The following is a 23,602-nucleotide window of genomic DNA, read 5'->3' as shown; positions in this document are numbered from 1 at the left end:
CTGAGACTATAAGAGCAGCAGGCCAAGTTCGTTCTGCATTAAATGCAGTTTGACGATACCAACCCCTTGGCGCCAGGCTGCTGGGGCTCATCCTCCCCCGGCTCGGCTAACCGGACATCTTTCTCCACTGCAGCACCCCCTCCCGTTCCACGTAAAACCTGAGAAGAAGCGCCAGTCCCCTTGTCTGCACCGAAGCGTATACGTTTCCGCGGGAGCAACGGGCCTTTCCCCCGCCGCCTGCCATGGCTTTGCGGGATGCTTCACGAAAACGTGCAACTGCTCCCTTCTGCGGACCGCATCTTACGTTTTCGCTAACTGAGGCAGGGGGATTTTTAGCGATACTCAAAAAGTACAACACTTTTTTAATATCAATCAACAGGAGGACGTAGATGAGTTCCGCAGTGACCCCGCACGAGATGCAAAATCCCAACGACCAGAAGGATGCCAGCAATGTCTAATACCTTTATTCAGCCCTCATTGAAAAACCCGTTCGACGCCGGCGAGAAGGTCGAGTTCAACATCCCGGGGGAGATCTCCCGCGCCACTGGCGGCTACGAAGAGGCGATGCAGGCAGGCTACGACCTGATCCAGCGCCCGGTCAAGTCGGTGAGCATCGACCAGATCGAAAAACAGCATTTCAAGAAGCGCATGACCGTCTGGGAAAGGATCCGCGTCCTGACCGAGGAGGAGCCGAACATCCTGTTCCAGAACTGGGGCAAGAACCTGGACGGCGCTTCGCTCGTGACCGGCATCCTCAACATCCACGGCCGCGACGTCGCCGTGTACGGCCACGACTTCACCGTGCGCGCCGGTTCCATGGACGCCACCAACGGCAACAAGCTGGCCCGCCTCTTCTACATGGCAGGCGAGAAAGGGATCCCGGTCATCGGCATGAACGACTCCGCGGGCGCCTTCGTCCCCGCCGGCGTGGGTGGTCTTGACGGCTACGCCGAGGCGTTCACCGCGCTGAGAAAGATCAGCGGCGTGGTCCCCTCCATCATGTGCATGTTCGGCTTCAACGCCGGCGGCGGCTCCTACCTGCCGCGCCAGGGAAGCTTCGTGATCCAGCCGAAAGACACCTTCTTCGGCCTCACCGGCCCGGGCGTCGTCAAGAGCGTGCTCGGCGAGGACGTGACCCCGGAAGATCTGGGCGGACCGAAGGTCCACGGCCAGTCCGGCGTTGCCGACCTCACCGTAGAGGACGAGGTTGGGGCGCTCAGGACCGCGCTGCAGCTCCTCAACTACATCCCCGACAACAACTCGGTGATGGCGCGCCACCAGGAGACCAGCGATCCCTTGGACAGGAAGACCTGGGAGATCAACACGCTGCTCAAGAAGGCGTTCAACTCCCCGACCGGCTTCAACACCCCGTTTGACGTCTCCATCATCATCCAGCAGATCTGCGACCACGGCGATTACTTCGAGATGCAGCGCGACCGCGCCCGCAACGTCGTCACCGCATTCGGCCGCCTGGGCGGAAACGTGGTCGGCTTCGTCGCCAACAACTCGGCCGTAGACTCCGGCCAGATCGACTGCGACGCCGCCTACAAGATCGCCCGTTTCAACCGCTTCTGCAACATCTACAACATCCCGATGATCTTCATGGAGGACACCACGGGCTTCCTCCCGGGTCGCGAGCAGGAAGCGCGCGGCATCGTACAGGCCGGCCGCGCCATGCTCGACTCCATCGTCGACATCAGGACCCCGCGCATCCTGTTGATCCTCAGGAACGCCTACGGCGGCGCTTACGCCTCCTACAACAACTACCCCACCGGCGCCGACCTGGTCCTCGCCCTTCCCACCACGAGGCTCGCCGTCATGGGTCCGGCCGGAAAAGAGTTCGTCTACAAGGACGAGCTTAGGAAGATCAGGAACGCGGTCATCGAGCGCGTCAAGCGCGGCACCCAGGAGCGGGTCGAGGCAGGCGTGAAGCCTGAGCTCGCAAAACTCGACGCCGAGAAGGAAGCAGCCGACTGGCTCAAGGCCGAGGAGGCGCTCCTCAACACCCGCTACGAGAAGGAACTGATGAACCCGAAGGAGGCCCTCTCCCTTGGCTCCATCTCCTCGCTGGTCATGCCGACCGACCTCAGGAAAGTGCTCGGGGAGAACATGAACTTCTTCCTGCGACACTACAAGCCGGGCCCCATGCAGTCCGTGCAGAGGGAGTTCCACTAATGGCGACCACAGACATGGGACTGGGAACTACGCAAGCCGGGGGCATCGCGCCCGAATTGCTGGCAGGATTGGGCGGGGCGAAAGCCGAGCCCTGCTGCGGGGTGGCAGGACAGCGCCCGTCGCCGGCGATATCTAAAGTAACGGAGATTAAACCGATGGCATACACGTCTGAAAAATACACCAAGAACCCGCTGATCCACAGGGATCGCCGCCTGAGCCTGTCGCCTTCCGCCTGGGTGCGCTCCTTCTCCTGCGAGGATCTCAAACCGCTCATCGTCTGCCGCGGACCGATCCGCAAAGAGGCGATGGACGTCTACCAGGAAATGGGGATCACCCACTACGGCATCCTCCTCTCCGAGAAGGACTCGATCGTCTACCCGAACGCACTAGCGCCGGAGCTTAGGACCCTTACCGATTCCAAGCGCGTGCACCGCGTGCCCGACTACAGCGGCGCGAGCAAGGAGGAGCGCGTCGAGCGCATCCACCAGATCATCAGGATCGCCCTCGACAACGGCTACGACTCCATCTTCGCCGGCTACGGCTTCATGGCCGAGGACGACGAGTTCGTAGGCGCCATCGAGCAGGCCGGGCTCAACTTCATCGGCCCCTGCGCCGCCACCCAGACCGGCGCCGGGAAAAAGGACGAGGCGAAGAGGACCGCGCTGTCGGTCAACGTCTCCGTCACCCCCGGTATCGACAACGTCACCGCCCGCACGCTGATCAAGAAGCACCCCACCCGCGAGAAGCTCCTGGCGCTGGTCAAGTCCGACGGACTCGACTGCGACCCGAAGGTCCTCAGCAACGAAAAGCTCTCCCTCGAGGAGTTGGCCGACCACATCCTCTACGCCTCCTACAGCAAGGGTGTCGACCTCTTCTCCATCGAGGAGCTCTGCGCGCAGGTCCAGACCGAGTGCGTCGCCATGCTGAAGAAGTACCCGCAGAGCAGGGTGCGTCTTAAGGCGATCGGCGGCGGCGGCGGCAAGGGGCAGCGTCTTCTGGGCGCGGGCCTTTTGAACCTGAAAAACGCCGACGACAAGACCATCGAGAAGGAAGCGGCAGAGGCCCCGGGCCTTGTGCGCGAGATCCTGAACGAGGTGAAGGCAAACGGCATCGGCGACAACAAGAACATCCTGGTCGAGCTCAACATCGAGCAGACCAGGCACAACGAGATCCAGCTGATCGGCAACGGCGACTGGTGCCTCGCTCTTGGCGGGCGCGACTGCTCGCTGCAGATGCACGAGCAGAAGCTCCTCGAGGTGTCCGTGACCCAGGAAGGGCTCATGGCCGCCATCGAAAAGGCCAAGGCTGCTGGTAAAAAGGCCGAGGTGAAGGCCCTTGAGAGCGACCTCAAGGTGCTGAAGAGGATGGAAGAGGAATCGGAGCGCTTCGGCAAGGCGGTAGGGCTTGACTCCGCGTCCACCTTCGAGTGCATAGTCGACCGCGACCGCCACTACTTCATGGAGGTGAACACGAGGATCCAGGTGGAGCACCGGGTAACCGAGCTCTGCTACGTCCTGAAGTTCGTGAACCCGGACGATGCAAACGACTTCTTCGTGGTCGAGAGCCTGGTCGAGGCGATGGCCATCCTCGCCCGCCACAGAAAGCGGGTTCCCAAGCCGGAGCGCATCGTGCGCTTCAACGCCGCCGTCGAGGCGCGCCTGAACGCCACCGACGCCTCCCTCTCCCCGCACGCGGGGGGGATGATCCGCTACTGGTCCAAACCGATCGAAGGCGAGATCCGCGACGACCAGGGTATCAGCATGCTGAACCCGGACACCGGCGTCTTCATGAAGTACAAGGTCGCCGGTGCCTACGACTCCAACATCGCCCTGCTCCTCACCAAAGGCGAAGACCGCCTGGAGAGCTACGAGAAGATGTCCGAGGTGCTGCGCGCAACCACCCTGCGCGGCTCCGACCTTGCCACGAACCTCGAGTTCCACTACGGCCTGGTGAACTGGTTCCTGGGGAGAAACGTGATGGCGAAGCCGACCACCCGCTTCGTGGTCCCCTACCTCACCTTGGTCGGGACGCTGAAGGAAGTCGCCAACAAGATCGACCCGGTCTACGCCTTCCTGCAGATGAAGAAGCACTACGCCAAGATGGTTACCGACTCCCTCGCCGGAGAGCCCGAGCGCCAGGCGAAGGAACTGAAGAACATGTCGAGCCTTCTGGACCGCAAGGGGACCCTGATCATCCGTCCCATCGAACGGCTTTTGGGCGACCCGCACCTTCTCTCTGGCTGGCTTTCTATCAACACCAAGAACTTCCGCATCGACAACGGGAAGGTGGTCTGGCTCAGGAACCCGGTAGGGGTCTTGAACGAGACCTACGAGTACCTGCACATGAATCACCGCCCGCACAAGCCTGCGGCCGAGATCATCTGGGGGCACGACAACGAGCTCCTGCAGCAGGCGCTCCACTTCTCCCGGACCCTGCGCGAGAAGTTCGGCCTGGCGCGCGACGAGTACTTCACCCTGCATGAGATCCTGAAGAACGACGCCCCGCAGGGTGGCTTCGACCAGGCGACCTGGGACCACGTCCGTTCCGCACACTTCGGCTACGAGGCCGGTCTCGAGCTCCTGGGTATGCTGTTCCTGATCGGGCAGACCACCAAGTTCTGGGACCTGCGCGTGGAGGAAGACCTGGAGATCACCATCCCCGAGTACCTGAACGATCCCGAGCTTCAGGCTCGGATGAAGAAGGTGCTGGTACCGCCGCCGGCGACCAAGGCGGACGAGATCGTGTCCGTGTGCGGCGGCATGTACTACGGCCAGGAAGCTCCCGGCATGCCCGCCTTCGTAACCGAGGGGATGCACTTCGAGAAGGGGCAGCCGCTCTACATCATCGAGGTCATGAAGATGTTCAACAAGGTGTACGCCCCCTTCTCCGGGACCATCGACAAGATCCTGGTCACCTCCGGCGACGGCACCATCGTCTCCAAGGGGCAGCCGCTCTTCAAGGTCACCCCGGACGAGAAGTTCGTCGAGGTCGATGTCAACGCCCTCGAGAAGGAAAAGCGCAGCATCACCTCCGACTACCTGAAAGCGGTCCTCTAGGGGCGCGTCAGGCGATCGGCAGAGAGACGAAAAAGGGGCTCCGGAATAAAATCCGGAGCCCCCGCCTCACCTACTGACCCCGCCTCGCAGCCAGGGTCAGTTTCTTTTTTTGTGGGTCATGCAGCGAAGCAGATGTTGTCGCCGGAGAGAGCTTCCAGGAAGCTGTCCTGAAGCGGGTCTTTTACAATGGCCATATGGCCATGGTTCACGGACCACATAGTGCCGCAGCTCGGACATTCCACGATGTCCTCATTGAAGCTGCCGGAACGAAGGTCCATGCCGATCTGTTCGTCGTTTTTGCACACGGGGCATTGCATTTTGTTTCTCCTCTAGCCTTTGCAGGACTTGTCTCTTGTTTTTTTTCGCTGTCGAAAATATATGGGGCTCCCCCGTGTTTTACAAGTGAAAAATTCTGAAAAAACGTCTTAAAACACTATGTTACACGACGATAACTGTTTTGTATGACAAATCGACATTTTAGGGTTTGCGCAAAAAATAAAACAACGGCGACGGCGGCCGCCAGCGGCGTATACAGTAAATCCTTGATATTCTATTTGTTTTGAAATATAAATCATCATTCTAAAAATAAAACAAAAATTTCCTAATCTGGGCCCTGTGCCGCACCATCCGGTTAGGCAAAAATAATTTTCCGCAACGCCGGCAACCGGGCAAACAAAAACCGTCTTCCCAACACCGAGGCTTCGCAACTACATTTTTATGGCCAGGAGAGCATCATGAGCATTGACGAGAAAAAGCAGGCATGGCAGTCAGCAGTCGAGAAGAGCATGGCAAAAGCGCCGGAGCGCAAAAGCTCCTTCCGTAACAGCTCCGACATCGAACTGGATCGCTGCTTCGCCCCCGAGTTCGAGTATCCGGGGTATGAGGAGAACCTCGGCTTCCCCGGGCAGTTCCCTTTCACCCGCGGCGTCCAGCCGACCATGTACCGGGGCAGGTTCTGGACCATGCGCCAGTACGCCGGGTTCGGCAACGCGGCCGAGTCGAACGAGCGCTACAAGTACCTGCTCTCCGCCGGCCAGACCGGCCTCTCCATCGCCTTCGACCTCCCCACCCAGATGGGTTACGACTCCGACGCCTCGATGAGCCGCGGCGAGGTGGGCAAGGTCGGGGTAGCCATCGACTCCCTGGCGGACATGGAGGTCCTCTTCGACGGCATCCCGCTGGACAAGGTCTCCACCTCGATGACCATCAACTCCACCGCGTCGATCCTGCTCGCCATGTACATAGCCGTGGCCGAGAAGCAGGGGGTTTCCGCCGACAAGATCTCCGGCACCATCCAAAACGACATCCTCAAGGAGTACATGGCGCGCGGCACCTACATCTACCCACCGAAGGAGTCGATGCGGATCATCACCGACATCTTCGCCTACTGCAAGGACAACGTCCCCAAGTGGAACACCATTAGCATCTCCGGCTACCACATCCGTGAGGCCGGCTCCTCCGCCGTGCAGGAAGTCGCCTTCACCCTGGCAGACGGCATCGCCTACGTCGAGGCGGCGGTCAAGGCAGGTCTTGACGTGGACGAGTTCGCGCCGCGCCTGGCCTTCTTCTTCAACGCGCACAACGACCTGCTCGAGGAGGTGGCCAAGTTCCGCGCCGCCCGCCGCATGTGGGCCCGCATCATGCGCGACCGCTTCAAGGCGAAGGACCCGCGCTCCCAGATGCTGCGCTTCCACACCCAGACCGCCGGCTGCACCCTCACCGCGCAGCAGCCCGACAACAACATCATGCGCGTCACCCTGCAGGCGCTTGCCGCCGTGCTCGGCGGGACCCAGTCGCTGCACACAAACTCGCGCGACGAGGCCCTGGCGCTTCCCACCGAGGAATCGGTGAGGATTGCCCTGCGCACCCAGCAGGTCATCGCCTACGAGTCCGGCGTCGCCGACTCAATCGACCCCTTGGCCGGCTCCTTCATGGTCGAGGCGCTGACCGACAAGATCGAGGCGCAGGCGCTTGCCTACATCGAGAAGATCGATGCCCTGGGCGGCGCAGTCGAGGCGATCTCCAGGGGATTCCAGCAGAAAGAGATCCAGGATTCCGCCTACGCCTACCAGCGCTCCATCGAGAAAAACGAGACCATCATCGTCGGCGTGAACAAGTTCACCGTCGAGGAGGGGGCGCCGCAAGGGCTTTTGAAGGTAACCGACGAGGTCGAGGTGAAGCAGAAGGCTTCCCTTGCCAAGATGAAAGAGGGACGCGACAGCGCCAAGGTCGAGGCATCCCTCAAGGCGCTGGAGCAGGCGGCCCGCGGAACCGACAACCTGATGCCGTTCATCCTCGACGCGGTGAAGACCTACGCCACCCTGGGCGAGATCGCCAACGTAATGAGGGGGGTCTTCGGCATCCACAGGGAGACCGTTGTTCTTTAAACAGGACGACAATTAGCTGAAAAATCGACACAATCAGACACGCTGGCGGGAGCGGTGTTCCATTCCGAGATGATGCAAAATCATGATCGAAGAGAACCGCTCCCGTCAGAAGTTAAACTGTTTCTCCTACAGTTCGAACCTGCCTTGAATCTCTCTTTTTATCTGTTTCGTCAACCACAATAAGACATACGGAAAAGCCTGAATGTCACAATTTTGATAAACTTTAGCTCTGCTACTTGCACTTTATTTTTTATCGGCTATCATCTATTTCCGTCAGTCAATGACCGACGATGAACAAAAGGAATATTAATGCTATCTAAGATAAATCACATCGGAGTTGCCGTCACTTCTCTTGAGGAAGCTCTACCTTTTTACCGCGACAGCCTTGGGATGACCTTCTCAGGTACAGAAGAAGTTCCCAGTCAACTAGTACGCGTCGCCTTTCTGTCTGTGGGCGAATCCAAGATAGAACTGCTGGAGCCGACCTCCCCGGAGAGCCCGGTGGCCAAGTTCCTTGAGAAGAACGGGCCGGGGGTGCATCACGTGGCCTACGGGGTCGAGGATATCGAGGCAGCCATTGCCTCCCTGGTGGCCAAAGGTACCCGCATGATCGACGCCGTTCCCCGCAACGGCGCCCACGGCGCGCGTATCGCCTTCATCCACCCCAAAAGCAGCGGCGGTGTGCTGACGGAACTGTGTGAGGCTGACCACCACAGTCACTGAGACATTCAGAAACTGCAATTTCATGAGTCGGGATTTTTTTATTGACTTTTGTTTGAATAATTATATAGTGGCGACAGTTTTATATAACAGTGGTTTGCTCATTGGGAAAGGCTGTACTGGCTGATTGGCGAGATCTTCTTTCAGGAAGTGGAGGACTATATCGTTGCAAAGACAAACAGGCCGCTCAAGTAGTATATTAAAGCTCTCAAATTTGTCAGGGTTATTAGCCGTGACTTAGGTGAGAGCTTTTTTTGCAAAGATATGAGTATCCGTTTTTCGGATAACTGTACCAAGGCGGTAACTTCAATCGAGTTTTAACAACCAACCCAGGAGGTAAACGATGAGCTTTCAAAAGAAGATGCTTGCATTTGCAGCAGTCACTGCTCTCTCCGCAGCAACCGCCGTACCGGCGATGGCGCTGGAGAACGAGTTCCACGGGATGTTCAAGTTCATGGGTTATCAGTCCAACAGCCTCACCGGCGGCAACAGCGGGACCGTGAACCTCAACAGCGACGCCCACTCCGGTTTCTTCGCTGAGCAGCGCGCACGCCTTATGTACATCGCCAAGGCCAACGACAACCTGAAACTCGTAACTCACTTCGAGCTCGACACCCGCTTCGGCGGCGTGACCGGCGGCTACAAGGGCATCGGCACCGGCAACGACTCCGGCAACCTCGACGCCGACCAGCTGACCCTCGAGACCAAGAACATCTACCTCGACTTCAACGAGCCGAACACCTCCACCAACTTCAAGGTCGGCATGCAGCCCTGGACCGACGCCTACGGCAGCCTCTTCCTCTCCGCCGACATGACCGGCGTGTACGCCACCAAGAAATTCGACCCGGCTACCGTGTCGCTTGGCTGGTTCCGCTTCGACGACAACACGCTGCCCACCGGGACCAACACCGGCGCCGGCCAGTTCACCGCCGACCTTATCGTCCTCGATGGCAAATTCGCCCTCAACAAGGACATGACCGTGGGTGCGTCCTACTACAACATCCAGAACGATACTGGGGCTAGACTTGGCGCAGCCGCCACCCCCGGCGTTGGCGACTTTGAGCTCTTGCACATGCTCGGCGTGAACGCTGACCTTAAATTCGGCGACGTAGTCGTCAAACCTTTCGCAGCTTATCAGTTCGGCGAACTGAACGCCAACGACGACATCTCTGCATACGTCTTGGGCGCCTCCGGCAAAGTAAAGGTCGGCCCGGGTGCTGTCAACTTCGCTGGCTACTACCTCTCCGGCGACAAGAACACCACCGGCGACACAGATTCCTTCCAGACAGTCACCGCAGCAACCACCTACTTCAACCCGGCTAACATGTGGCTGCTGGTCCGCCCCAACCAGGCGACCAACACCTCTACCTCTGTGCTCAACAACGACATGACCGCAGAAGGGCGCGGCACCTACGGTGTCTTCGCAGGGTACGAGGGTACCGCCAACAAGGTCTTCTACAACGCCAACCTCGGCTACATGGCAACTTCCGAGAAGCGCGCCGGCGAGAAGAGCAGCCTCGGTACCGAGGTCAACGCCCAGGTCGGCTACAAGATCTATGACAACCTGAGCACCAGCGTGGCTGCTGCTTACGTCTTCCTCGGCGACGCCTTCGACGATCCCGCAGGCAACCCGGACGACCCGTACCTCTTCAACGTACAGGTGAGCTACCTGTTTTAACTGAGACAAACTACGCCTGATCAACAGGCGGAAAAAGTCTGACCAAGAAAAGGCCGGAGAGGTTACTCTCCGGCCTTTTCTGCGTTCGGCACTGCGGCTTGGTTAATCCCCAGTTACGTTACCCCTTCCTGTGTGAGCTACGGAACGTGCTCGCATTGAAGGGCCCTCCCCCGATAGCCCGTGATAGCCACTGCAGCGCCCGTACTTGCAACTTGGCTGCTTTCATACTGAAAGCTACTTTTTGCTTTGCCTGTTGACAAGAAAAACTTCCGTGTTTTAATGCTTTGGTGCTTTATAACCCATTCTGCAAAGGAGTCTTTATGAGAAAGATGGCAATGATTTTGGCAGCAACCCTCTTCACGCTGTCTTCGGTCCCAGCTTTCGCCCAGACTACCTCCGACCAGAAGGACGAATGCCTCCTCGCTTCGAAAAACTGCATGGACCAGGTGGACGACATCAGAAACAGGATCCACAAGCTCAACAAGGAGATCAAAAAAGGGAACAGGGTCTACTCCCCCCAGGAGCTGAAAAAGCTTCAGGACAAGCTGAGGGAGACCAGCGAGATTCTCCGCACCTTGGAAAAGCCAGACAGCTGATCCAACTCTAAGACATGAAATAAGGAGGGCTTATCATGCGTAAAACAATAGCTATGCTGACGACGGTACTGCTGGTTGGAACTGCTGCCACGGTACCGGCACAGCCGACCCAGTCCCAGAAAAACGAGTGCCTGCTCGCGTCAAAGAACTGCACCGACCAGGTGGACGATATTTACAAACGGATGCAGCGATTAGACAATGAAATCAAGAAAGGAACCAAGGTCTACTCCCCTCAAGAGTTGAAAAAATTGCAACAGAAACTGACTGAGACTCAAGAGCTCCTGAGAGACCTGGAAAAACCTGGCAAGTAAGGCGATCAAAGACACTTTGAGGTGCCGAAAAAGGCGGGCTGTGCGGCCCGCTTTTTTTATCTGTCATTGCTTAATCCAACCGTGCTTCAGGCGCGAAACCGTTTGACTAAAGCGGGCCGCTCTGCGATAATTCCGGGTCTTTAAATTCCCGGAATAAGCGGAGCAATCATGAAAAAAACATTCGCCCTCACCCTGATTCTCCTCAGCTCTCTGTTCATCCCGCTCGTAGCATCTGCAGAAAATATCCGCGCCTACGTCGCCGACTTCACCGTCTCCGGCGGCGACTCGGCCGACCTCAAAACCACATTGAAGCGCCTTATATCCTCGCGCCTCTCCGGAGACGGCCTCGTAGCCGTCGAAACCCCCGCCGAGGCAGACGTGGTTGTAAACGGAAGCTACACTCAGCTCGGCAAGATGTTCAGCCTGGACGCCAGCGCGAAAAGCGCCGCAGGGAAACCGCTTGCAGCCGCTTACGAGCAGGGAGAGAGCATCGACGCATTGATCCCCGCGGTCGGGAAGATCTCCGCCAAACTCAAGGGGGAGATCGTGAAGCAGTACCAGCTCCCCGCAACTCCGGCCGCGCCCGCCGCAATACAGCCCTCGGTTTCCTCCCAGATCATCAAGGCGCCCGCCTCCGACCTGCTGCGCAGCGAAGTGACGCCCGGCTGGACCAGCCAACGCATCGCCGGCGCCAAGAGCGCGATCACCTCGTGGGGGAGCGATGAAATCCTCGTCGCCGGCGAGGATGCCCTCTACCTTTACAAAAAAAGCGACAAGCTGGTCCTTTTGGCGCAAGCTGCGCTCCCCGAGCGCCAAAAGCTGCTGGGGATCGACGCCATCGGCCCCGACCAGGAGGGGAAGGTGCTGGCCTTCGTGACCATCGTTGACCGCGAGGCCCCTTCTTCCCGCGTCTACTCCATCCAGAACGGCACCTTGAAGCTGGTTGCCCAGGATCTCCCCTACATGTTCCGCGGCCTTGCCCCCTACGGCGGGAAGAAGCTGCTCTTCGCCCAGCAGATGGGTCGCAGCGAAGACTACTACGGCGACGTTTACGAGGCGACCTTCGCCGACGGCGCCATCAAGCTCGGCAACTCGATCAAGATGCCGCGCTTTGCCAACATCTTCAACTTCAACCTGTTCCGCGACCAGTCTGGCAAATCGTACCTCACCTGCTTCAACGACAGCGGGTACCTGCTGGTCTATGGGGACGGAGACGAGATCTGGAGAAGCAGCGACAAGTTCGGCGGTTCCGAGACCTACTTCCAGCGCCGCGACATGGAAAACGAGAGGAGCTCGGGAACCCCGTTCCGTACCAGGTTCATCGACCAGCGGATCACGGTCACCGAAAAGGGCGAGGTGCTGGTACCGCAGAACGCCGGTTTCTTCGTGCTTGGCAACGCCCGCTCCTACTCCAGGTACTCCATGGTCTCCTTCGCCTGGAACGGATCCTCTCTGGAGGAGGCCTGGAGAACCAAGGCAAGCCAGAACTACCTGGCCGACTACGACTTCAACCAGCGCACCCGCGAAATGGTACTTCTGGAGGTAACCCAGAAGAGCGGCCTGGGCGGCAAGGGCGGAAGCCTGGTCAGGATCATCCGGGCAGAATAGGGGACAGTATGGCAGGGGGAATTAATCGTTGACTTCCCCCTGCCATACTGTTACGATTTCTCGTTTTTTCGCCAGCTTCAGCGGTACCGACATACCTTAGGACAACCCCGTGACTAACCCCTCATGTATTGAAGCTCCGCTCCCCAAAGGGGTGAGCGACTTCCTCCCGGAAACTGCCGACAAGATCACCTTCATCGCGGACAGCATCCACCGAGTCTTCGAGCTCTGGGGCTTCAGGCGCATGATCACTCCGCTGCTCGAGTTCGAGCAGGTGCTCGCCCTGGGCATGGGCGACGAACTGCGGAGCAAAACCTTCCGCTTCGACGACCGCCAGACCGGACGGCTCCTCGCCATTCCGCCGGACATCACGCCGCAGGTGGCACGCATTGTCGCCACGCGTATGCACTCCCTCCCCCTCCCCCACCGCATCTACTATTCCGGGCGCGTGCTCAGACAGGCCCAGATGCAGTCGGGCAAAAGCCGCGAGATCTTCCAGTCAGGCGTGGAGCTGATCGGCCTGGACTCCCCGGAAGCAGACGCCGAAATGGTCGCGATGGCGGTGGAGGTACTGAAGAACCTCGGCTTCACCGGCTTCAAGATCGACCTCGGGCAGGTAGAGTTCTACCGCGGCATCATGGACGCCTCCGGCCTCTCGGTTGAGGTGCAGAAGCAGTTGCAGGAGGCGATCAGCAAGAAGGAAGTCAGCGCGGTGCGCACCATCCTCGAATCCGCAGGCGCTCCCGACCGGGTCAAGGAGGAAATCGCCCTGCTGCCGAGACTCTACGGCGGCCGCGAGGTGCTGCAGGAGGCGCGCAAGATCGCCGGGAACGAGCGCTCGCTGCGGGCCCTGGACAACCTTGCCCAGGTGGTAGACATCCTCGATATCTACGGGGTCGCCGAACATTTGACCATCGACTTGGGCGAGATCCGCGGGCTGGACTACCACAGCGGTATCACCTTCGAAGGTTTCGTGCCAGGCGTCGGGGAAGCGATCTGCAGCGGCGGGCGTTACGACGACCTCACCGCCAAGTACGGCTACCCGGCGCACGCCACCGGCTTCGCCTTCAACATCCTGGCCCTTCTCTCCAGCATGTCCAAGAGACCTGAGGTCGAGGCGTCGAGCAGCCGCGACTTCCTGATCTTCAACAACAGGGACGATCGCCGCGAGGCGCTGGAAGTGGCTCAGAAGCTGAGAAGCCTCGGCTACACCTGCGCCAGGGATATCATCAAGCGCGACTTCGACAGTTCGCTTGAATATGCAAAGAAGATGAACATCCGATTGCTGCTTGTGATCGGCGCCGACGAGTGCGCGGCCGGCCAGCTTTACCTGGTACGGGTGGCGGACCGTCAAAGCATCACCGTGAGCGTAGAGGAGTTGTTCGACAAGGATCTCGATTTGAAATTCGATCTGCAGGGGGAGAATCATGGCTAACGTCGTTGTAATAGGTGCCCAGTGGGGCGATGAAGGCAAGGGTAAGGTCGTCGACATTTACACGGAATTCGCGGACGACGTGGTGCGCTACCAGGGCGGGAACAACGCCGGCCACACACTGGTCGTAGGCGACGAGAAGGTCATCCTGCACCTGATCCCGTCCGGGATCCTGCACGACGGCAAGCGCTGCGTGATCGGCAACGGCGTGGTGCTCGACCCGGAGGTCTTCATCATGGAGATCACCAAGCTCAAGGCCAACGGCTACCTCAAAGACGATAAGATGCTGCTCCTCTCCGAGGCGCTGCACATCATCATGCCGTACCACAAGAGGATCGACATCGCCCGCGAGAGAAAGAGCGGCGCCAAGAAGATCGGGACCACAGGGCGCGGCATCGGACCCGCCTACGAGGACAAGATCGGCCGCCGCGGCATCCGGCTCATGGACCTTCTCGACGAGAAGACCTTCACCCGCAAGGTCAAGGAGGTGCTCGAGGAGAAGAACCTGATTCTGACCCAGCTTCTCGGGGACCAGCCGTTCACCTTCGAGGAGATCTACGAGGAGTACATGAAGTACGCCGAGACCCTCAGGAAGTACGCGGCCGACACCTCGCTCATCCTGCACCAGGAGATCAAGGCCGGCAAGAGCCTCCTCTTCGAAGGGGCCCAGGGAACCCTGCTCGACGTCGACCACGGCACCTACCCCTACGTGACCTCCTCCTCCACCTGCTCCGGCGGCGCCTGCACCGGAAGCGGCGTTTCCCCGAGGGAGATCCACGAGGTGATCGGCATCTCCAAGGCCTACGCCACCCGCGTGGGTAGCGGCCCCTTCCCGACCGAGCTCGAAGACGAGACCGGCGAGCAGTTGCGCCAGGCAGGGCGCGAGTTCGGCTCCACCACCGGGCGCCCGCGCCGCACCGGCTGGTACGACGCGCTGGTCGCGCGCTACGCGGTCAGGGTCAACGGACTCTCCGGCATCGCCATCACCAAGCTCGACGTCCTCTCCGGGCAGGAAACGGTGAAGATCTGCACCGCCTACAACTACAAGGGCGAGGTACTCACCGAGGTCCCGGCGAACCTGGAAGTGATGGAACAGTGCACCCCGATCTACGAGGAACTCCCGGGGTGGAACGACGACATCACCGGCGCGAAATGCATGGACGAGCTCCCGAAGAACGCCCGCGACTACGTGGCGCGCGTGGAACAGCTCTCCGGCGCCCCCGTGGTGCTGGTCTCGGTCGGCCCGCGCCGCGACGAGACCATCGTGCTCAGGAACCCGTTCCAGCGCGGCTAAGTTTTTAATAAAAAGTGTTGACTGGCAGAAATCGATTTGCTATAAGGTTGTTCTTGCTTCGCTGCACTGTTTGAGCCGCTAGCTCAGTTGGTAGAGCACCTGACTTTTAATCAGGTGGTCGTTGGTTCGATCCCAACGCGGCTCACCACCCGTCCCCATCGTCTAGCCCGGCCCAGGACACCGCCCTTTCACGGCGGCGACGCCGGTTCAAATCCGGCTGGGGACGCCACTCAAACAACAGCTCTCGTGCTTCGGCACGAAGTGATAGCGAGCCGCTAGCTCAGTTGGTAGAGCACCTGACTTTTAATCAGGTGGTCGTTGGTTCGATCCCAACGCGGCTCACCATTTTCACTGTCGCCAGTCTGGGCCTGACGACAGCCCCCTGCCCGATCGGCGCACGGGATGCAACAATTTGGTCCCATCGTCTAGTGGTTAGGACACCGGCCTTTCACGTCGGTAACAGGGGTTCAAGTCCCCTTGGGATCACCATCTACAAGAAAGGCCGCTCTCCTCACGGAAGCGGCCTTTCTTCTTTTCGACTCTGTCTGTCCCGCCCTTACCTGCCCCTTTCAATCCTCAGGGTTTCTTCCCGGCCACAGTTTCATACAGTAAGGGCATTGCTGGACGTCCCGCGGGATGGTATCGCGCAGTTGCTCCTGCTCATAAACCTCGGCGCACCCATTTTTAACCGGGTACGTGTGGATGATGTTCTGCTTGATGAAGTAAAGCATGTCCTCCTCCTTTCGTGCAATGAGATCGCAGCGCGACCTGATACAGTCATAAAGCTTAGGGCAAAGAGAACTGATGTCAATCGGCCCGCAGCGCCCGGACAGGGCAGGCAGCGGCGCAGGCAAGGCAGCGTTTGCAGCGCTTGGAAATGCCGATCTGAGCGTACTTGCGAAACCCGTCCACCTCCAGTGAGAGCAGCCGGCTGCCGCAGGCGGCGACGCATCTGCCGCAGCCGGTGCAGCGGACGGTATCTACCACAGGTGGGGACTCCTCCTGGAGAGGGTCGTTCATGGCGCAGGCTCCTCGGTGACAGGCGTCGCACAGCTTAACAACTGGCTGACACGGTACACATTAAAGACCTTGACAGTGCAAACTCATCGCCTAGAATAGCGCAACTGACGTGAAATCTACAAGACAGGAGGTAGCGGGGATGAAGAAGATAGGCGTGGTACTTTCAGGCTGCGGAGTTCGTGACGGAAGCGAGATACACGAGGCGGTGCTGACCCTTCTGGCCATCGACAGAAGCGGCGCCAAGGCCGTCTGTTTCGCCCCGGACATCGACTGCGACGAAGTTAATCACCTGACCATGCAGGAGACCGGCGCCAAGAGGAAAGTCCTGGTGGAATCGGCCCGCATCGCGCGCGGCGAGGTGAGCGACATAAGGAATGCCAAGGCCTCCGAACTCGACGCGGTGGTCTTCCCCGGCGGCTTCGGCGCCGCGAAGAACCTCTGCAGCTTCGGGCAAAAAGGGGCCGACGGTGTGGTTCAGCCCGACGTGCTCAGGCTGGTGAAGGAGATGGCGGCAGCAAAGAAGCCTATCTGCGCCATCTGCATAGCCCCTTCCGTGGTGGCGCTCGCGCTCGGCAAGGAACTCTCCCCCCGGCTCACCATAGGTAACGACCCCGGCACCGCGGGGGCCATTTCAGCCACCGGAAGCAAGCACGTCGATTGCGCCGCGGACGACATCGTCGTGGACCGGGATCACCTGATCGTGTCGACCCCGGCCTACATGCTGGCGGGAAGCATCTCCGAGGCGGCCCGGGGAATCGAGAAGGCGGTGCAGGCGACCCTGGAACTGGTCAAGTAGCCCTTGTCTGTCAGTCCGTTTTGTCTTAATATGCCCCCTCTGCAATGACACTTTTGGAGGATTAAGACATGCGTAAACTGTTCATGCTCTCCGCCGGCGCGCTGCTGCTGGCTGCCACGCTCACCGGGAACGCCGCGGCGGAAGAGCTCAGAGGGAGGCTGGCCCTGACCGGCAAGATCGGCATCATCAACCCGGCACAGGGCGAACTCGACACCCCCCAAGGGACCATGGTCGTCTCCACCGATGCGGGACTGACCGGCGGCCTCGGCCTGCTGTTCGGGGTGGACGACAACGTCGCCGTTGAGCTCGAGGTCTCCAGGGCCTCCTTCCACACCTCCCATTTCGGGACCGCCGAGGTCACCGACGTTTCCGTCGGCGCCCAGTACCGCTTCCCGGAAAGGCAGCGTCTGGTCCCCTACCTCGGCGCCGGCATGGACGTCCTGGTGAACGACCTGAGCAGCAGGTACACCAACACCACGGTCGGCGCGCATCTGAGCGCCGGGGTCGACTGCATCATGAACCGCCAGCTGTCCCTCACGCTGGAAGCCAAGGGAGTCGAATCCTTCAGCGCCGATGTCGATACGCCCAGCGGCCAGCGCGGCGAGTTCGACCCCACCAACCTCTCGGTGACGGTAGGCGCCAGGATCTTCTTCAACTAGCCCGGAAAAGAAAAAGGCGGCAGGGTTACTTCCCCTGCCGCCTAAGTTCCTGCGATCTTAAGTCACACCTCTCTTTAACTCCCTTCCTCGAACGCCCTAAGGTACTCCCGCTTGAGCCTGTCGCAGTCCCCGCCATCGATGAAATCCCACGGCAGCGCCTCGTCCAGCGCCACCTGGCGATACACCTCGGCGTCGGCATCAAACTCCGCCTCGCGCAGCGCCTGCTTCCAGTTCCCGGACCTGTCGGCCAGCACCAGGAGCTGGGCGAGCCTGCGGTCTCCCCGCGACAAGAGCGCCTGCTGGTAGGCCTCCCGCGGGCTCTCCATCTGCAGCTTCACGTTGGAGAGCTTCCCCAGCGCCTTCTGCAGGTACTTCCACTTGGCTTCCAGCGACTTCACCGGCTCCATGCCGCACCACTGGAAGGGGGTGAAGGGCTTGGGGATAAACGGGTTCACCGAAAGCTGCACCTCCCCCAGGCGCTTGTTCTTTTTCGCCGCCGCCAGCACCCGCTCCCTGATCCGCGTCACCAAAAGGACCAGCTCCTCCAGGTCCTGCTCGGTCTCGGTGGGAAGGCCGATGATGAAATAGAGCTTCAGGTTGAGGATGTCGTGGCCGATCAGCTTGTCGCACGCCGCCAGGATCTGCTCCTCGTCGATCCCCTTTTTCACCAGGTCGCGCAGCCGCTGGCTTCCACCCTCCGGCGCCAGCGCCACGGTTTTCTGACCGCTCGCCTTCAGCGCCTCGATCATACCGTCGTCCAGGTGGTCGATGCGGAAGGAGGAGACCGAGAATTTCCCGCCGGCGCCCACTATCTCGCCGCAGAGGTCCCCGATGCCGGAGAAGTCCGATACGGCGGCGGCAACCAGTCCCACTTTTCTCCCCTGCGCCACCCCCTTCAGCACCTCCGCCCTCACCCCTTCCAGCGATCGGCTGCGGTACGGGAGGTAGATGAAGCCTGCGGCGCAGAAGCGGCAGGCACGGGGGCAGCCACGGGACAATTCAACCAGGTGCATCCCGGAGAACTCGGTGGCCTCGGTATGAATCTCGGTGACAGTCGGCCTGCGGTCCAGCTCCTTTTCCCACACGCGAAGCACCCTGTCCGGCGCGCCCGGCTGCGGCTTTAGCCCGGCGAACCGGCCGTCAAGGTACTGCGGCTGGTACAGCGAAGGTACGTAGATGCCGGGGATCTTACAGGCCTGCAGCAAGAGCTCGGCGCGCGAGCCCCCACCCTCCTTCAAAAGTTCGAGCAGATCCGCGAGGATCGGTTCAGCCTCGCCGATGCATACCAGGTCGAGGAAAGGGGCGACCGGCTCGGGGTTCAGAAAGAGCGCCGCTCCCCCTGCCAGCACAAGCGGCTCCCGCGCGGAACGCTCCGCGGCCCAGGGGCTCATGCCTGAGAGCCGGAAAATTGTGGGGATGTTCAGGTAGTCGCTTTCGAAGGAAACGGAGAAGGCAATGACGTCGAAGGAAGAAAGTGCGCGCTGCCCCTCCAGGGAGAGAAGCGTGCCGCCGGTCCGCTCCAGTTCCGCCAACTCGTCTCGATCCGGGAGGAAGGCGCGCTCGCAGAGCACCTCCGGGTGCGCGTTCATCATGGCGTGCACGGCCTGGAAGCCGAGGTTGCTCATGGCTGAGTGGTACCGGTTGGGGTAGACCAGGCAGCAAGAAAGTCTGCCGCCGCTGTTTCTTTGCTCTCCGCCGCTTTCGCCGGCCAAAAGGGCGCGTCTTCTTTCAATGCTTTTGCGTGACATTGCGCCAAAGTACCATCTTTGGGAAGCGCTATGAAAGGAAAAAAGCACCCTTAACCGCACTCCCCCCCGCGCTTGACACAACGACCCCTAAATGTACACTAGGTGACGTGTTAAATTACAACTTTTTAATCTATCAAACAGCACAGCGCCCTGCCCCGCCGCCAGTGCAGCTTGCAACCGGCAACATCAGCACCTCATACAAAACACACAGCAAGGACAACGCCTGCGGCTCGAAGCTTCCACCAACGTGCCTGTTGGTCACAAGAGACGCCAGTGCCAGATCCAACGGGAGGCAGCCATGGTCGACTTCACAGAAACAGTCAGAAGCTTCATACAAAACGAGATGATGACGCACGGCTCCAAGGTCACGCTCTCTCCCTCCGACTCCCTGATAGAGAAAGGGATCGTCGACTCGCTGGGGGTGCAACGGCTGATAGCTTACCTGGAGCAGGAATTCGACCTTCAGATCGCGGACACAGAGATCGTTCCGGAGAACTTCGAAACCATCGGCTCTGTGGTCAACTTCATCAACTGCAAGCTGACAGCCAAGGAGTGACGCGGCAAAGGAGTGGGAGCCAATGCTACAGTACTGCAAGATGCGCCTGGTCCAGGTCTTGGATACGGTAATACACGGCAGTATTCACAGCCTGCTGCGGGAGACTATCTACCTGAACCGCGAGGCGGTGCCGGTGGAGATAGAGCTCGAAAATCTGAGGCCGGTAGCGGATTTCACCCGCCCCCAGGACGAGGAGGTCGTGGAGCTCACCCGGGAACTGCTGCAGAACCGGCAACTGGCCTATCCGATGAAGAGCAGGCAGCTGAAGACGCTCAACTACCTGAAGCGCGGCTACCGTGGGTATGCGCTCGTAAAGGGAAACAAGGTTTACGGAGATATATGGTGCGCCGACTCCAGCGCGGGCAACGACGGCTACAAGCACCCGGACGAGTTGTGGCTGGGGGTGAAGTGCGCCCCGGAAGAGGTCTACACCTTCGACATGTTCGTCGATCCGGCCAACCGCGGTGGGAATCTCGCCGCCGCGCTGCAAAACGGCGCGCTCCACCTGCTGAAGAGGCAGGGGTACACCAAGGCTTACGGCTTTTTCTGGTCGGACAACGTTCCGGCGCTGTGGGTGCACCGGACCCTGCGCTGGCGTGAGTTGAACCGGGTGAGGGCGACCCGGCTGCTCTTGTCCAGGAAACTGCACGTATCTGGCGATACGACGGATTGAGACCGCGGCAAGCGGAAAGGAGTCACGATGAACCGCAAAGAGATCCCGATGGTTCCAAACAGGAAGGCATCGCTCCCCACCGTATATGGCGACACCCCCTCCTTTCTCGGCGTACCGGTCCTCAACTTCAGCAAACCCGCGGCAGGCTATGACGTCGTCATCGCCGGGGTCCCCTGGGAGGGAACCGTCACCTGGGGCTCCTTCACCGGATGCGAGCTGGCACCCAGGAGCATCCGGCACGCATCGGCGCGCTACGGCGGCTTCCTCCCCGAATACGAGATCGACCTGTTCGACCACCTGACGCTCGGCGACATCGGGGATGTCCCGGTCCACCCCAACGACCCGGCCGAGACCATGCGCAGCGTGCATGCCGCGATGCAGCAGATCTACCGCAGCCAGAGCATCCCCTTCGTCTTGGGAGGCGACCACTCCTTCACCCCCGAGATCATCAGGGCGCTCGCGGAGGGAAGCGACGGCGAGATCGGCATCATCCACCTGGACGCGCACCTGGACAACGCAAAATCCTTCGGCAGCGACCAGCTGGCCCGATGCGGCCCGATCCACAGGATTTCCCAGATCCCCCAGGTCCGCAAGGAGAGCATCGTGCACCTGGGCATCCGCGGTCCGAGGAACTCGCCGGCACAGTACGAGTACGCCCAGAGCATGGGGGCGCGCGTCATCACCACCAGGGAAGTCAGGGAAAAGGGGATGACCGCTGTCACCGAGGAGGCGATAAGGATCGCGCACCAAAACACCAGGCACGTCTTCGTCACCATCTGCAGCGACTGCATCGATGCCGGCTACAACCCCGGTGGGCCCGCCGATTTCAACGGGCTGCTCCCCAGTGAGCTGCTGCCGGCGTTGCACAGTATCGGAGCCTCCGGCATCAGCGGACTCGACTACGTCGAGGTCTACCCGGGGCAGGACCCGCAGGGGTATTCCTCGCACCTGGCTGCGTGGGCGATGATCTACGCGCTCGCGGGTATGGCCAGGCGCAAGCGCGACCGGGCGGGGCAGGACCGGTAAAAGGATGCGGCCATGGCCAAGGACCTGCACGATTTCTGGCATTTCTCCCGGCGCTACCGGCAGTTCCAGAGGATCTCTGCCCTGACGCAGGGAATCCTGGACAAAGAGCACGAGGTATCCGAGCCGACCAGGAAGGCGCTGCAAAAGCTGAACGCAAACCGCATCAGCTGCCACGAGCGGATCGCTCGGCTCGACCTTCCCTCCTTCGCAGGATGCCACAGCTGCCAGGGCGCCTGCTGCGGCGAGCCTGCAGAGCAGTATTTCACCGCCATCGATTTCTGGCTGAGAAAGTACAGCCACAAGCAGGTCAAGGCGTTTTCTGTGCAGCCGCTCCAGCCGATCCCCGCCTACTACCGGCTCCGCATCGAGTCCGCGCTGGCCGGGCTGAAAAAGCCGACAATGGCGGCTCCAACCGGCCGCTTAAGAAAGGGTAGATGCACCCACCTCGGAGAGCGGGGCTGCCTGCTGCCGCACGCCGAGCGACCGCTGAAATGCCTGATCTACGCCTGCCCGAATCTGAAAGAGTCGCTGGACCAGGAGACAAGACGGGCTTACATCGAGTCGGTCCGGGAGCTGCTGGGGATTTCCCTGGCCACCTTCAACGCCTTGAAATGCGAGGCGGGGCTTCCCCCATACTACGGACTGGCCTCGCTTTTACTCACCCTGTGATTCCACTTACCCGGCCTACCCGGCCGCCCGAGGCCAGCCATGGAAGCGATCTTCAACGAGGAGCAAAGGAACTTCAAGCAGATGGCCGTCGAGTTCGCCCGGCGCGAGCTGAACCAGGGGGCCAAGGAGCGCGAAAGAAGGGGTGAATTCTCGCAGCGCGGCTGGGAGAAATGCGCCGAGTTCGGCATCCCCGGGATCACCATGCCGGAAGAGTACGGGGGACTCGCGCTCGACACCATGACCGCCATCGCCACCATGGAGGGGCTGGGCTACGCCTGCCTCGACAGCGGCCTTCTTTTCTCGCTGAACTCCCACGTCTGGACCTGCGAGTCGCCCATCAACCGCTTCGGGACCGAAGAGCAGAAAAGACGCTACCTCCCCGGGCTCATAGCAGGGAGCCTCAGGGGGGGGCACGCCATGACCGAGCCCGATGCCGGCTCCGATGCCTTCAGCATGAGGTGCCGCGCGGAAAAGCGGGGGAACAGGTACATCCTGAACGGCTCCAAGACCTTCATCACCAACGCACCGATCGCCGACCTTTTGCTGGTGTTCGCCGTCACCAACAGGGATAAGGGGTTCGCAGGCGTCTCCGCCTTCATCGTGGAAAGAGGGTTCCCCGGCTTCTCCACCGGCACCCCCCTGGAAACCATGGGGCTGCGGACCTGTCCTTTGGGGGAGGTGTTCCTGGAGGATTGTGAGGTTCCCGAGGAGAACCGGCTAGGGCAGGAGGGAAGCGGCGCGGCGATCTTCAACTCCGAGATGGAGTGGGAGCGGAGCTGTCTTTTCGCCGCGCACCTCGGGGCGATGGACAAGATCCTCGAGGACTGCGTCGCCTACGCCAAGGAGCGGCAGCAGTTTGGCCAGGCGATAGGTAAATGCCAGTCCATCTCCCACAAGATCTCCGACATGAAGGTCCGCATCGAGCTCTCGCGCCTGATGCTGCACCAGGTGGCGGCGCTCAAGGGGCAGGGGAAAAGGGCGCCGCTCGAATCGGCGATGGCGAAGCTCTTCATCAGCGAAAGCTACGTGCAAAACTGCACCGACGCGCTGCAGATACACGGTGCCTACGGCTACAGCGCGGAGTACGACTTCGAGAGGAACCTGCGCGACGCCATCGCCGGGAAGATCTACTCGGGGACCTCGGAGATCCAGCGCAACATCATCGCCACCTTCCTGGGGCTCTAGCAGAAGGGGCCAGCGA

Annotated in this window: 21 protein-coding genes and 4 tRNA genes; 21 read left to right on the top strand and 4 right to left on the bottom strand. The window is 60.4% G+C overall.

Annotated features, from left to right (window positions below; genetic code table 11):
• The first annotated feature begins 450 nt into the window (after window positions 1-450).
• Window positions 451-2,175, top strand: a complete 1,725-nt coding sequence (locus GEOBRER4_RS02900; protein ID WP_185244155.1) for an acyl-CoA carboxylase subunit beta — start codon at window positions 451-453, stop codon at window positions 2,173-2,175.
• Between the two features lie 155 nt (window positions 2,176-2,330).
• On the top strand, window positions 2,331-5,231 hold the full coding sequence (locus GEOBRER4_RS02895; protein WP_185244154.1) for an ATP-binding protein: 2,901 nt from the start codon (window positions 2,331-2,333) through the stop codon (window positions 5,229-5,231).
• A gap of 116 nt (window positions 5,232-5,347) precedes the next feature.
• Here GEOBRER4_RS02895 and GEOBRER4_RS02890 read toward each other — a convergent pair whose 3' ends face one another.
• On the bottom strand, window positions 5,348-5,548 hold the full coding sequence (locus GEOBRER4_RS02890) for a hypothetical protein (protein ID WP_185244153.1): 201 nt from the start codon (window positions 5,546-5,548) through the stop codon (window positions 5,348-5,350).
• A 417-nt stretch (window positions 5,549-5,965) separates the two neighbouring features.
• On the opposite strand from GEOBRER4_RS02890, the gene GEOBRER4_RS02885 reads away from it, so the two are divergent.
• From GEOBRER4_RS02885 to GEOBRER4_RS02830, 12 genes are all read left to right on the top strand, one after another.
• Complete coding sequence (locus tag GEOBRER4_RS02885; protein WP_185244152.1) at window positions 5,966-7,618, top strand: acyl-CoA mutase large subunit family protein; 1,653 nt, start codon at window positions 5,966-5,968, stop codon at window positions 7,616-7,618.
• 309 nt (window positions 7,619-7,927) lie between these two features.
• On the top strand, window positions 7,928-8,341 hold the full coding sequence (gene mce / locus GEOBRER4_RS02880) for a methylmalonyl-CoA epimerase (protein ID WP_185244151.1): 414 nt from the start codon (window positions 7,928-7,930) through the stop codon (window positions 8,339-8,341).
• 340 nt (window positions 8,342-8,681) lie between these two features.
• Window positions 8,682-10,016, top strand: a complete 1,335-nt coding sequence (locus tag GEOBRER4_RS02875; protein WP_185244150.1) for an alginate export family protein — start codon at window positions 8,682-8,684, stop codon at window positions 10,014-10,016.
• 320 nt (window positions 10,017-10,336) lie between these two features.
• On the top strand, window positions 10,337-10,612 hold the full coding sequence (locus tag GEOBRER4_RS02870; RefSeq protein WP_185244149.1) for a coiled-coil domain-containing protein: 276 nt from the start codon (window positions 10,337-10,339) through the stop codon (window positions 10,610-10,612).
• Window positions 10,613-10,647: 35 nt separating this feature from the next.
• Entirely contained in the window at window positions 10,648-10,923 is a 276-nt protein-coding gene (locus GEOBRER4_RS02865) for a hypothetical protein (protein ID WP_185244148.1), read from the top strand.
• 168 nt (window positions 10,924-11,091) lie between these two features.
• Window positions 11,092-12,531, top strand: coding sequence for a hypothetical protein (locus GEOBRER4_RS02860; protein WP_185244147.1), 1,440 nt, complete (start codon window positions 11,092-11,094; stop codon window positions 12,529-12,531).
• A 109-nt stretch (window positions 12,532-12,640) separates the two neighbouring features.
• Complete coding sequence (locus tag GEOBRER4_RS02855; RefSeq protein ID WP_185244146.1) at window positions 12,641-13,963, top strand: ATP phosphoribosyltransferase regulatory subunit; 1,323 nt, start codon at window positions 12,641-12,643, stop codon at window positions 13,961-13,963.
• Window positions 13,956-15,254, top strand: a complete 1,299-nt coding sequence (locus tag GEOBRER4_RS02850) for an adenylosuccinate synthase (protein ID WP_185244145.1) — start codon at window positions 13,956-13,958, stop codon at window positions 15,252-15,254. The genes GEOBRER4_RS02855 and GEOBRER4_RS02850 overlap by 8 nt, the downstream gene beginning before the upstream one ends.
• A 72-nt stretch (window positions 15,255-15,326) precedes the next feature.
• Window positions 15,327-15,402, top strand: a tRNA-Lys gene (locus tag GEOBRER4_RS02845).
• Between the two features lie 3 nt (window positions 15,403-15,405).
• A tRNA-Glu gene (locus GEOBRER4_RS02840) sits at window positions 15,406-15,483 on the top strand.
• 40 nt (window positions 15,484-15,523) lie between these two features.
• A tRNA-Lys gene (locus GEOBRER4_RS02835) sits at window positions 15,524-15,599 on the top strand.
• A gap of 69 nt (window positions 15,600-15,668) precedes the next feature.
• A tRNA-Glu gene (locus GEOBRER4_RS02830) sits at window positions 15,669-15,743 on the top strand.
• Between the two features lie 80 nt (window positions 15,744-15,823).
• Here the strand turns inward: GEOBRER4_RS02830 and GEOBRER4_RS02825 are convergent.
• Together GEOBRER4_RS02825 and GEOBRER4_RS02820 are read right to left on the bottom strand one after the other, a co-directional pair.
• A complete protein-coding gene (locus GEOBRER4_RS02825) occupies window positions 15,824-15,985 on the bottom strand; it encodes a hypothetical protein (RefSeq protein ID WP_162843125.1) in 162 nt (53 codons plus the stop codon).
• Between the two features lie 76 nt (window positions 15,986-16,061).
• Complete coding sequence (locus tag GEOBRER4_RS02820) at window positions 16,062-16,274, bottom strand: 4Fe-4S binding protein (RefSeq protein ID WP_185244144.1); 213 nt, start codon at window positions 16,272-16,274, stop codon at window positions 16,062-16,064.
• Between the two features lie 139 nt (window positions 16,275-16,413).
• On the opposite strand from GEOBRER4_RS02820, the gene elbB reads away from it, so the two are divergent.
• Together elbB and GEOBRER4_RS02810 are read left to right on the top strand one after the other, a co-directional pair.
• Window positions 16,414-17,070, top strand: coding sequence for an isoprenoid biosynthesis glyoxalase ElbB (gene elbB, locus GEOBRER4_RS02815; RefSeq protein WP_185244143.1), 657 nt, complete (start codon window positions 16,414-16,416; stop codon window positions 17,068-17,070).
• A 68-nt stretch (window positions 17,071-17,138) separates the two neighbouring features.
• The gene (locus GEOBRER4_RS02810) at window positions 17,139-17,729 is read left to right on the top strand and encodes a porin family protein (protein ID WP_085813970.1); all 591 of its coding nucleotides are present in this window, start codon (window positions 17,139-17,141) and stop codon (window positions 17,727-17,729) included.
• A gap of 74 nt (window positions 17,730-17,803) precedes the next feature.
• Here the strand turns inward: GEOBRER4_RS02810 and GEOBRER4_RS02805 are convergent, their stop codons facing one another.
• Window positions 17,804-19,477, bottom strand: a complete 1,674-nt coding sequence (locus GEOBRER4_RS02805) for a radical SAM protein (protein WP_185244142.1) — start codon at window positions 19,475-19,477, stop codon at window positions 17,804-17,806.
• A 298-nt stretch (window positions 19,478-19,775) separates the two neighbouring features.
• Between GEOBRER4_RS02805 and GEOBRER4_RS02800 the strand changes: the two genes are divergently transcribed.
• Genes GEOBRER4_RS02800 through GEOBRER4_RS02780 form a run of 5 tightly spaced genes read left to right on the top strand, consistent with a single transcriptional unit; the run spans window position 19,776 to window position 23,586 of the window.
• Window positions 19,776-20,033 (top strand): acyl carrier protein, encoded by a 258-nt coding sequence (locus GEOBRER4_RS02800; protein WP_085813972.1) that lies wholly within the window; start codon window positions 19,776-19,778, stop codon window positions 20,031-20,033.
• Window positions 20,034-20,055: 22 nt separating this feature from the next.
• Window positions 20,056-20,706: a GNAT family N-acetyltransferase gene (locus tag GEOBRER4_RS02795; RefSeq protein WP_185244141.1), complete on the top strand. Its 651-nt coding sequence runs from the start codon at window positions 20,056-20,058 to the stop codon at window positions 20,704-20,706.
• Window positions 20,707-20,733: 27 nt separating this feature from the next.
• Window positions 20,734-21,732 (top strand): agmatinase family protein, encoded by a 999-nt coding sequence (locus tag GEOBRER4_RS02790; RefSeq protein ID WP_185244140.1) that lies wholly within the window; start codon window positions 20,734-20,736, stop codon window positions 21,730-21,732.
• Between the two features lie 12 nt (window positions 21,733-21,744).
• On the top strand, window positions 21,745-22,401 hold the full coding sequence (locus GEOBRER4_RS02785) for a hypothetical protein (protein ID WP_185244139.1): 657 nt from the start codon (window positions 21,745-21,747) through the stop codon (window positions 22,399-22,401).
• A 39-nt stretch (window positions 22,402-22,440) separates the two neighbouring features.
• On the top strand, window positions 22,441-23,586 hold the full coding sequence (locus GEOBRER4_RS02780) for an acyl-CoA dehydrogenase family protein (protein WP_185244138.1): 1,146 nt from the start codon (window positions 22,441-22,443) through the stop codon (window positions 23,584-23,586).
• Window positions 23,587-23,602: the final 16 nt, after the last annotated feature.

The sequence above is a fragment of the Citrifermentans bremense genome (assembly GCF_014218275.1).
GTDB classification, from domain to species: domain Bacteria; phylum Desulfobacterota; class Desulfuromonadia; order Geobacterales; family Geobacteraceae; genus Geomonas; species Geomonas pelophila.
The sequence above is the reverse complement of the archived record's forward strand: the minus strand, read 5'-3'. Positions and strand labels throughout refer to the sequence as shown.

Coding starts and splice junctions, on each gene's coding strand:
- GEOBRER4_RS02900 (WP_185244155.1), top strand. CDS start 451: ATGTCTAATACCTTTATTCAGCCCTCATTGAAAAACCCGTTCGACGCC.
- GEOBRER4_RS02895 (WP_185244154.1), top strand. CDS start 2,331: ATGGCATACACGTCTGAAAAATACACCAAGAACCCGCTGATCCACAGG.
- GEOBRER4_RS02890 (WP_185244153.1), bottom strand. CDS start 5,548: ATGCAATGCCCCGTGTGCAAAAACGACGAACAGATCGGCATGGACCTT.
- GEOBRER4_RS02885 (WP_185244152.1), top strand. CDS start 5,966: ATGAGCATTGACGAGAAAAAGCAGGCATGGCAGTCAGCAGTCGAGAAG.
- mce (WP_185244151.1), top strand. CDS start 7,928: ATGCTATCTAAGATAAATCACATCGGAGTTGCCGTCACTTCTCTTGAG.
- GEOBRER4_RS02875 (WP_185244150.1), top strand. CDS start 8,682: ATGAGCTTTCAAAAGAAGATGCTTGCATTTGCAGCAGTCACTGCTCTC.
- GEOBRER4_RS02870 (WP_185244149.1), top strand. CDS start 10,337: ATGAGAAAGATGGCAATGATTTTGGCAGCAACCCTCTTCACGCTGTCT.
- GEOBRER4_RS02865 (WP_185244148.1), top strand. CDS start 10,648: ATGCGTAAAACAATAGCTATGCTGACGACGGTACTGCTGGTTGGAACT.
- GEOBRER4_RS02860 (WP_185244147.1), top strand. CDS start 11,092: ATGAAAAAAACATTCGCCCTCACCCTGATTCTCCTCAGCTCTCTGTTC.
- GEOBRER4_RS02850 (WP_185244145.1), top strand. CDS start 13,956: ATGGCTAACGTCGTTGTAATAGGTGCCCAGTGGGGCGATGAAGGCAAG.
- GEOBRER4_RS02825 (WP_162843125.1), bottom strand. CDS start 15,985: ATGCTTTACTTCATCAAGCAGAACATCATCCACACGTACCCGGTTAAA.
- GEOBRER4_RS02820 (WP_185244144.1), bottom strand. CDS start 16,274: ATGAACGACCCTCTCCAGGAGGAGTCCCCACCTGTGGTAGATACCGTC.
- elbB (WP_185244143.1), top strand. CDS start 16,414: ATGAAGAAGATAGGCGTGGTACTTTCAGGCTGCGGAGTTCGTGACGGA.
- GEOBRER4_RS02810 (WP_085813970.1), top strand. CDS start 17,139: ATGCGTAAACTGTTCATGCTCTCCGCCGGCGCGCTGCTGCTGGCTGCC.
- GEOBRER4_RS02805 (WP_185244142.1), bottom strand. CDS start 19,477: ATGTCACGCAAAAGCATTGAAAGAAGACGCGCCCTTTTGGCCGGCGAA.
- GEOBRER4_RS02800 (WP_085813972.1), top strand. CDS start 19,776: ATGGTCGACTTCACAGAAACAGTCAGAAGCTTCATACAAAACGAGATG.
- GEOBRER4_RS02795 (WP_185244141.1), top strand. CDS start 20,056: ATGCTACAGTACTGCAAGATGCGCCTGGTCCAGGTCTTGGATACGGTA.
- GEOBRER4_RS02790 (WP_185244140.1), top strand. CDS start 20,734: ATGAACCGCAAAGAGATCCCGATGGTTCCAAACAGGAAGGCATCGCTC.
- GEOBRER4_RS02785 (WP_185244139.1), top strand. CDS start 21,745: ATGGCCAAGGACCTGCACGATTTCTGGCATTTCTCCCGGCGCTACCGG.
- GEOBRER4_RS02780 (WP_185244138.1), top strand. CDS start 22,441: ATGGAAGCGATCTTCAACGAGGAGCAAAGGAACTTCAAGCAGATGGCC.